4 protein-coding genes and 1 pseudogene are annotated in these 7,117 nt (G+C 67.5%); all 5 read right to left on the bottom strand.

What is annotated here, in order from left to right; all coding sequences use genetic code 11:
• Positions 1-731 (bottom strand): GTPase RsgA (gene rsgA / locus GXY15_03725; protein ID NLV40320.1); only part of this gene is annotated, 731 nt, incomplete at its 3' end.
• Positions 732-738: 7 nt separating this feature from the next.
• Complete coding sequence (locus tag GXY15_03720) at positions 739-1,548, bottom strand: family 16 glycosylhydrolase (protein ID NLV40319.1); 810 nt, start codon at positions 1,546-1,548, stop codon at positions 739-741.
• 110 nt (positions 1,549-1,658) lie between these two features.
• Positions 1,659-2,954 carry a glycine--tRNA ligase gene (locus GXY15_03715; GenBank protein ID NLV40318.1) on the bottom strand — a complete coding sequence of 432 codons (1,296 nt, stop codon included), beginning with the start codon at positions 2,952-2,954 and terminating at the stop codon, positions 1,659-1,661.
• Between the two features lie 153 nt (positions 2,955-3,107).
• A complete protein-coding gene (locus tag GXY15_03710; GenBank protein NLV40317.1) occupies positions 3,108-5,582 on the bottom strand; it encodes a Na/Pi cotransporter family protein in 2,475 nt (824 codons plus the stop codon).
• A gap of 153 nt (positions 5,583-5,735) precedes the next feature.
• Positions 5,736-6,920 (bottom strand): annotated as a pseudogene (gene dinB / locus GXY15_03705) (DNA polymerase IV).
• Positions 6,921-7,117: the final 197 nt, after the last annotated feature.

Below are 7,117 nucleotides of genomic sequence, written 5' to 3'. Positions count from 1 at the left end.
AGCGAGGTTTTCCCCACGCCGCTGTGTCCGGAGAAGACCGAGGTCTTCCCCGCCAGCAGCGTGCGGAGCGTGTCGAGCCCCTCGCCGGTCACGCAACTCGTGCGGACCACCGTCACGCCCAGGTCGAGGTAGATGGCCAGCTCCTCCACCTCCCCCTCCGCGAGGTCCGCCTTGTTCAGCACCAGCAGGGGTTGCACGCCGCCGGTCTCCGCCGTGATCAGGTAGCGGTCCACCAATCCCGGCCGGAACCGCGGATGGACCAGGGCGGCCACGATCACGAGCTGGTCCACATTGGCCGCGAGCACCTGGCGCTTGAGCCGGTCGTGCGCGCCCGCCGGACGCCCCAGCGCCGACGTTCTCGGGGCGACCCCGCGGACAAAGGCGTCCTCCCCCTCAAACTCCACATAGACCCGGTCCCCGGGGGCGATCAGGGAGTCCTCCCCCTCGTGCAGGCGCTCGTCAATGAGGCAGATGCGTTCCCGGGGCTGTCCCGTAAGCTCCCCCGTGAGCTGCACAAAGACCCACTTCTTCGCGTGCGCGATGACCACGGCGTTCGGGGTGAAGTCCGCCGGCAGCGCGTCCTGCCCGGCGGAGATGGCGGTCTCCGGGAGCCTGGCCATGGCGCGGCGGTGGCGGGCCAGATCATGGGAAAACGCCGTGTCGCCGTGGCGTTCCCAGTCCTTCTCCCGCACCGCGGCGCGCTTTTTCTTGTCCAGGTTCTTGCGTTTCATGGGCCGGTCAGGGTTTCTTTTCCGCGCCGGACGCTTCCCGCGTCCAGGCGCGCACATAGTCTACGTCATACACCGCGGGGAGTTCGCCCCCCTTCGGCGGGCCGAACCACTCCTCCATGATTTCCACGTCGAGGTTCAGGGTGAGTGGCTGGTGCCAGTGCGTGTTTGGCCCCTCGCGCACCAGGAGTCCGTCCACATGCCACCGCAGCCTTTCCGGGGTCCAGTCGAGGGCGTAGACATGGAAATCCGCCGCCGGGTCGAAGGGCGCGTCCAGCGCGTCCGACCACTGCCGGTGGGTCTGACTCTCCGGCGTGCGGAAGACATGGGCCGTGAGGTGGACCTTCCGCTGCTTTTCCGGGGCGCGCGCGCCGATCTCGTAGACGTCCAGCTCCGTCCAGCGTTCCGGCGTGGCGTGGTAGAACCAGAAGGCGTTGCAGATGCAGGCGGGCATCATTTTGGCCCGCACCTCAAAATGGCCGTAGAGAACCGTTTCCCGGCTTTGGACGGCGGCGGTGGCATGGGTCCACGGCTTCCCGCCGGGGACCATTTCGGGCGCGGCCAGCGGGCGCGCGGCGAGGTGGAGCTGTCCGCCGGACACCGAGACGTTGGCCTCGTCGAAGCGGCCGGGGGGCCGTCCTTCCCAGGTGGGGTTCTTGGGCCACCACTTCTTCGTGTCCAGGGTGTCTCCGTCAAACTCGTCCCAGAAGGCGCCCAGCCGGGTCCAGCCCGCGCTGTTCTTCTGGTCGGCGAGGGGGAAGTCCTGGTTTTCGCGTTTCGGCGCGGCGGAGAAGTCGGCCGCGACCGCCGTGAATTCCACGTCAACGGGCGCCGCGGTCTCCGTTTGCCCGAAGACAGCGCACGCCCATAGGCACACCGCGGTCACCAGCAGCCCCGCGCGGGGCGCGGCGTGTCCGGGGCGCAGCGGCATCAGTCCCGCTCGAAGGAGACCCGCATCCCGATGTAGTCGGCGAGCTCGTCCATGGGGACGCGCGTCTGCTCCATCGTGTCGCGGTCGCGCACGGTGACCGTGCCGTTCTCCTTCGTCTCGAAGTCCACGCAGACGCAGTACGGGGTGCCGATCTCGTCCTGGCGGCGGTAGCGGCGGCCGATGGCGCCGGCCTGGTCGTAGTAGGTGTTGAACTTGCGTCGCAGCTTCTTCTCCAGCTCCTCCGCGATCTCCGCGAGGCCGTCCTTCTTGACCAGCGGCAGGATGGCCGCCTTGATGGGGGCGAGCTTCGGCACGAAGCGCATGACCACGCGGGTCTCGCCCGAGACCTCCTCCTCGTCGTAGGCGTCGCAGAGCACGGCGAGGGTGGTGCGGTCGGCGCCCGCCGACGGCTCGATGACCGTCGGGACGAAGCGCTCGTTCTTCTCCGCGTCGAAGAAGCTCAGGTCCTTGCCCGAGTGCGCGCCGTGGGCGGTCAGGTCGAAGGTGCCGCGGTTGGCCAGCCCCTGCAGCTCGCCCCAGCCGAAGGGGAACTCGTACTCCACGTCCACGGTGCGCTTGGAGTAGTGCGCCAGCGACTCCTTGGGGTGCTCGTACCAGCGGAGCCCGGACTCCTTGATGCCCAGGTCCAGGTACCACTTCCAGATGTCGGCCTGCCACCGGTCGAACCACGCGTCCTCCTCCTCCAGCCGGCAGAAGAACTCGATCTCCATCTGCTCAAACTCGCGGCTGCGGAAGATGAAGTTGCGCGGGTTCACCTCGTTGCGGAAGCTCTTGCCGATCTGCGCGATGCCGAAGGGGATGCGCACGCGCGTGGAGGAGTAGACCTCCTTGAAGTCCACGAAGATGGACTGGCAGGTTTCGGGGCGCAGGTAGGTCTCCACCGACGAGTCGTCGCTCACGCCGAGCCGCGTGCGCAGCATGCTGTTGAAGGCCTTCGGCTCCGTCAGCTCGCCGCCGCAGTCGGGGCACCGCTCCGTCTCCAGGTGGTCCTGGCGGAACCGCTTGCGGCAGTCCTTGCAGTCCACCAGCATGTCGTGGAAGTTCTCCACGTGCCCGCTGGCCACCCACACCTGCGGGTGCGTGATGATGCTCGCGTCCAGCCCCACCATGTCGTCCCGGGTCTGGACGAAGTTGTACCACCAGTCGTTCTTCAGGTTGCGCTTGAGCTCCACGCCGAGGGGGCCGAAGTCCCAGCAGCCGTTGATGCCGCCGTAGATGCCGCTCGACTGGAAGATGAAGCCCTTCCGCTTGCACAGGCTGACGATTTTTTCCATGGAACACCACTCCAGCACCGGGGGGATTGGGGGCGCGGAAACGGCCAGAAAGGGGCCGCCCGGCAGGAGAACCGCCCCGCATGCCGGTGTGCACGGGGGCGGTCGCGGGCTTATTCTAGGGGGTTTTCCCGGGGGAAAGCAAACGCGGGCGCCTCAACGGACCTCCTCGAGGATGGCGCCGGCGCGCTCGGCGATGTTGAGCAGGTGGTTGCCGACGCGCTCCATGTGGCTGAGCACGTCGAGGAAGAGGACGCTGGACTGGACGTCGCACTGGCCGGCGTCGAGACGGTGCACATGGCTGTCGGTGCATTTCCGGAGCATTTCGGTGAGGGCCTCGTGGGCGTTGGTGGCCTGCTCGATGGCCCCGGGGTTCTCGCCCTCCAGGATGGCGTAGATGGCCTCGAACTGGAGGTTGAGGCAGTCGTTGATGGCGATGAGCTCGCGCATGCCCTCCGGGGTGGGCGGGGCGCCGCTCTCCTGCATGACCCAGTAGACGTGGACCATTTCCTCGGCGTGGTCGCCGAGGCGCTCCGCGTCGTTGACCACGTGGATCATCTTGGGGATGAGGGCGGAGACGGAGGGCTCCACCTCGCGGCGGGACAGGGCGACGAGGTACTCGATGATCTCGCGCTGGAGCCGGTCTATGAGCTGCTCCCGCTTGATGACCGCGTCGGCCAGCGACTCGTTCTGCCCGGTGATGAGCAGGCAGCTCTCCGTCATGGACTTCTGGCCCCTGCGGACCATGAAGATGACCTCGCGCACCGCCTGCTGCAGGGCGATGGCGGGCGCCTTCAGCAGGTTGGGCTCCAGGTACTGGAGCACCGTCTCCCGCTCCGCCTCCACCCTCGGGATCACCCACTGGCAGACCCTGGCAAGCAGGGTGGTCAGGGGAAGGAAGACCACGACGTTGAACAGGTTGAAGAAGGTGTGGGCGTTGGCCGCGTGGCGCATGAGGTTCTCGGGGTGCTCGGAGAAGACCGTGCCCGGCGTCATCCAGTCCACAAAGCCCAGGAAGAGCGGCTTTCCCGCCCACAGGGGCACGAAGAACAGGGCGAACATGTACGCCGTGCCGAAAAGATTGAAGAGGGTGTGTGCCAGGGCGACGCGCCTGGCGTCGCGGTTGGCGTTGAGCGCCGCGAGGTTGGCGGTGATGGTCGTGCCGATGTTGTCGCCCAGAATGAGGGGCACGGCGGTGTAGAAGCCGATGATGCCCTGGCTGCACAGGGCCAGCACGATGCCGACGGTGGCGCTGCTGGACTGGATGACGCAGGTCATGGCCGTGCCGATGGCGATGCTCACGAGGGTCGGCCAGACGGGCATGAGCCCGCCGGGGGTCTTCGGCGAGCAGTCAAACATGGCGAACCAGCCGATGAACTCGGGGCTGTAGCGCAGCGGCTCCAGAACGTCCGACATCAGGTTCATGCCCAGGAACAGGAGGCCGAAGCCCATGACGCTCTCGCCGACGGCGCGCCATTTGGGCTGCTTCACCAGGGACGCCACCAGCAGGCCGATGGCGATGGCCGGATAGGCCATCTCGTCCAGTTTGAAGGCGATGAGCTGGGCCGTCATGGTTGTGCCGATGTTCGCGCCGTAGACCACGCCGATGGCCCGGGTCAGATCCACCAGGCCGGCGTTCACGAAACCGACCAGCATGACGGTCATGGCCGAGGAGGACTGGATGACGCCGGTGATGAGCGCGCCCGCGATGACGGCGAAGAAGCGGTTCTGCGTCATGAAGTGCAGGATCGAGCGCAGGCGCTTGTCCGCCGTGCGCTGGAGCCCCTTGGACATGATGGTCATGCCGAAGATGAAGATCGCCAGCCCGCCCACCAGCACCATGGACAGCTGTATTTTGTCCATGGCCATGGCCTCAAACTCCAGGGCGAGCACGTCAAAGCGCTCCTGGGCGGTCACCCCCTCGCGGTTGTCGTAAATGTCCACGCAGGCGAAGTACTGCCCGACGGACTTCCCAAGTTTCCAGGAGGTGACGGCCATGCCCCCGGCATCGGTCACCACGCGCTTGTCCTTGACGGCGCTTTCCTGGCCGCTGTCCCCCTCGACGCGGAAAAACACCTCTATTCCCGCGGCGGGCCTGCCGTCCGGCTGCTGGAGCTGGACGCCGAACCGGGGAATCTCGCCCTCCGTGGCCCCTTCGAGCTCCTCGCCGATGCGCTTCACCCCGCCCACGGCGCGCATGCGCACCGGCTTGATCGCCGGATAGTCGGGCAGGGAAACCCGCACCCACACGTCCCCCGACCATTTTCCGAGACGCAGCCGGGCCGCCGCGCTGCCGCCGGGGTCGCTCGCGATTTCGGCAACCTGCGCGCCGGACTCCTCGAAGACCGACCCGGTCCGCGCATCCTCCACCTCAAACTGGACCTTTGCCCCGCCGATGCCCCGGCGCTCCCCCTTGCCGCCGAACAGCCCGGGCTGCACCGCGCTCTCCACCACCACGCGGAAGGGCTTTTCCAGCAGGGTGCCGTGCAGGTCCGTCTGGCCGTCGCCGGAGGCGTGCTCGTCCAGCCGGACGCGGTCGGGCGGCAGGGCGCCGCCCCCGCCGCATCCCGAAAGAAGCATCGCCATTGCCGCGCACAGAAGGCAGAAGGCCGCCGGTCTCGCAGCGTTCATGGAACCGGATATCCGCATCATAAGAACCTTGACTCCCGGTGTGCGCCCTCGGCATCTCCCCGCGCCCGGCCGCATTGGGAAAAAGTCTAGGCGGGGAATGTTAGGGAAGTGTTAGAGGGATCCGCTGTTTCCGTCCGGGGGGCGGCGCCCGTCTCAGGGGCGTCTTTTCGGCGGCGGCTTCACCACCCCGAGATGCACCGTGTCGAATCCGAGTTTTCCACGCACCCGGTCCACCCGTTCCAGCACACGCTCCCACTTTTCGTCCGATTCGCGGGTGAACAGGGAGGTTTGGTGCTGGTTCCAGGAAAGGCGGGAAAGCCCCACCCCCACGAGGCGCACCCGCGCGCGCCGCGCCATGGCCTTTGGCAGCAGCCCGCGCAGCGTCTCCAGCAGGACCGTGTCCAGGGCCGTCGGATCGGGCAGGGCCTGCGAGAAGGTGTGCGTCGAGAAGTCCCCGTACCGCACTTTCAGGGTGAGGCACCGGGTCTCCATGCCCTCCTCGCGGAGGGCGTGGGCGCAGCGCTCCAGAAGCTGCGCGGCCACATTCCCCAGCAGCTTCCAGTCGGAGAGGTCCTCGGGGAAGGTTGTCTCCCGGCTGATGGACTTGGGGGCGTCCGCCCCCGCTTCCACCTCGTCCGAGGCGACGCCAAGGGCCGTCGCGCGCAGCACATGGGCGGTCTGCACCCCGAAGACCGGCTCCAGCACGGGCGCGGGGGCGGCGGCCAGCGCCCCAATGGTCATAATGCCCATGGATTCCAGCGTTCCCCGGGTTCGGGGGCCGATCCCGGGGAGCTTGCCCACGGGCAGGGGGGCGAGCCAGTCCGCCTCGCCGCCCGCGGGGATGGAAATGTACCCGTCGGGTTTTACCGCGTTGGCCGCGACTTTCGACACCAGCTTGTTGGACGCGACGGCGACGGTGCAGGGCAGGCCCGTCTCCTCCCGGATGCGGCGCTTGAGCAGGGCGGCCAGGGCGTCCTCGCCCCCGAACAGGCGCAGCGAGCCGGTGATGTCCACATAGGCCTCGTCTATGGAGGCCATGTGCACCCGGGGGGACACGCTTTCCAGCAGGGTGAAGATTTGCCTTGAAACGGCCTCGTACACCCCGTGGTCGCCCCGCAGGAACACGGCCCCGGGGCAGAGCCGGTGGGCCTCCGCGATGGGCATGGCGGAGCGGACGCCGTAGTGGCGCGCCTCATAGGAGGCACTGGACACCACGCTTCGCGGATCCCCCGGCTCCCCCCCCACCACCACGGGTTTTCCGCGCAGGCGGGGGTTCAGGACCACCTCCACAGACGCGAAAAAGGCGTCCATGTCCACATGCAGAATCCGTTTCATGCCGTTGCGCTCTCCGTCGCCATTCTAGAGCAACTTCAGGTTGAGATGCGGCATTTCCAGGAGGACGTCCAGTAAGCGCACCGAGGTGGCACGGGCTTCCAGCCCGTGTGTCTTGGGCTGCAGCCATGACCCAAGACACGGGCTGGAAGCCCGTGCCACCTCGAAGTCCGTCCCCGCCGTCTTCCTTTCGATACGGCATT

The sequence above is a fragment of the Candidatus Hydrogenedentota bacterium genome (assembly GCA_012730045.1).
Classification (GTDB): domain Bacteria; phylum Hydrogenedentota; class Hydrogenedentia; order Hydrogenedentales; family CAITNO01; genus JAAYBR01.
The sequence above is the reverse complement of the archived record's forward strand: the minus strand, read 5'-3'. Positions and strand labels throughout refer to the sequence as shown.

Bases quoted from the DNA above. Each gene is read 5' to 3' on its own strand.
- GXY15_03715 (NLV40318.1), bottom strand. From the start codon at position 2,954: ATGGAAAAAATCGTCAGCCTGTGCAAGCGGAAGGGCTTCATCTTCCAG.
- GXY15_03710 (NLV40317.1), bottom strand. From the start codon at position 5,582: ATGAACGCTGCGAGACCGGCGGCCTTCTGCCTTCTGTGCGCGGCAATG.